This window comes from Limosilactobacillus portuensis, assembly GCF_014838735.1.
In the GTDB taxonomy this organism is placed as follows: domain Bacteria; phylum Bacillota; class Bacilli; order Lactobacillales; family Lactobacillaceae; genus Limosilactobacillus; species Limosilactobacillus portuensis.
This window is the reverse complement of sequence record NZ_JABUXQ010000063.1, coordinates 1-1,230: the sequence shown is the minus strand read 5'-3', so window position 1 is coordinate 1,230 and position 1,230 is coordinate 1. Positions and strand designations below refer to the sequence as shown.

The following is a 1,230-nucleotide window of genomic DNA, read 5'->3' as shown; positions in this document are numbered from 1 at the left end:
TAGTTGGCCTTGCCAAAGCGGTATTCCGCTGCGGTAAGGTCATTTCTCTTCGCTGAGATAAATTTTTCAGTGAAATAGGTAATTCCTTCTCTAACTTGTTCTTCTAGTTCTAATAATGTTTGTGCTTTAGGTAGATGTGCGATCCAAATAGCCTTAAAATCTGCCCACCAATGTTCTATTACGGCATTGTCAGCCGGTGTCCCTGGTGCTGAATAACTGTGTTGGGCACCATTAACTACTAAATACTGATTAAATGCTTTGGAAGTATACGCCGCACCACGATCAGTATGAATTAACGGAGCTAGTGCTCCTTCTTTCATCCGTGCTTGCTCGAACACTTGAACTACTCCTTCAGCGGTTTCTGTAGGTGTAATTAACCAGCTTACTGGGTATTGACCATATAAATCTAATACTATATGTAGACGAACTTTATTAAGCCAGATTCCGTAATTCAGTTCCGTCGTATCCGTAACCCAAACTTGGTTAGCTGCAGTTTGGTCAAATTGTCGGTTAAGAATATTTTCAGCTTCATAAGTTTGCTGGGCTTGAATACGTTTGTGGGTTGGCTGACGATAGTCGGCCTTGATACTATGGCCTTTCATAATACGAATGACTCGTTTCTTATTAACGGTATAAGAGATCTGCTGACTTAACTTGATTAACCTAGTCATTTTGTCATAACCAACGCTTTGCTTATGTTCATTTTCTAACTGTTTAATCAATTGGAGAATCTCCGATTCTTCAATCTCATATTTAGTCGGTTCATGTTTCAACCATTTGTAGTAAGCCTGTCTAGTAATTCCAGCGACCTTGGCCAATTCACTAATGGAATAACCTTCATTGTTCATTTCTTGAATCGCTTGATATCGTCCGGTCGTTTCACCTCCCGATTGCGTATTTCGACTAATTTTTTTGCGAAAGCGATTTGCAGCTCCCGTTCACGGTCACGAGCTTCTAGCTCACGAACTCGTTTCCTTAGTTTTTCTAGTTCATTAGTGGGCTCTTTTCCTTTATTACGCCCACGGTTATCTTTTAGTACTTCCCAGTCGCTATTTACTCGGTACTTCCGTACCCAAGAATAAACTCGTTGGTAACTAATATCATACTTCTCTGCAGCCGCTTTATAGTTATTGTTATGTTCAATTGTCCATCGGACAATCTGCCTCTTTTCATCAAAGGTTACTTTTCGTCCCATTTTTCTGACTCGCTTTCTCGTTGTCTGATTAACTC

At 40.3% G+C, this 1,230-nt stretch carries 2 protein-coding genes; both read right to left on the bottom strand.

Going from position 1 to position 1,230, the window contains the following annotated elements; all coding sequences use genetic code 11:
• A partial coding sequence (locus tag HUK49_RS10520) for an IS3 family transposase (RefSeq protein WP_191913664.1) occupies positions 1–908 on the bottom strand: 908 nt, incomplete at its 3' end.
• Positions 845–1,230: helix-turn-helix domain-containing protein (locus tag HUK49_RS10515; RefSeq protein WP_191913663.1), on the bottom strand; the 386-nt coding region annotated here is incomplete at its 5' end. The genes HUK49_RS10520 and HUK49_RS10515, both read right to left, overlap by 64 nt.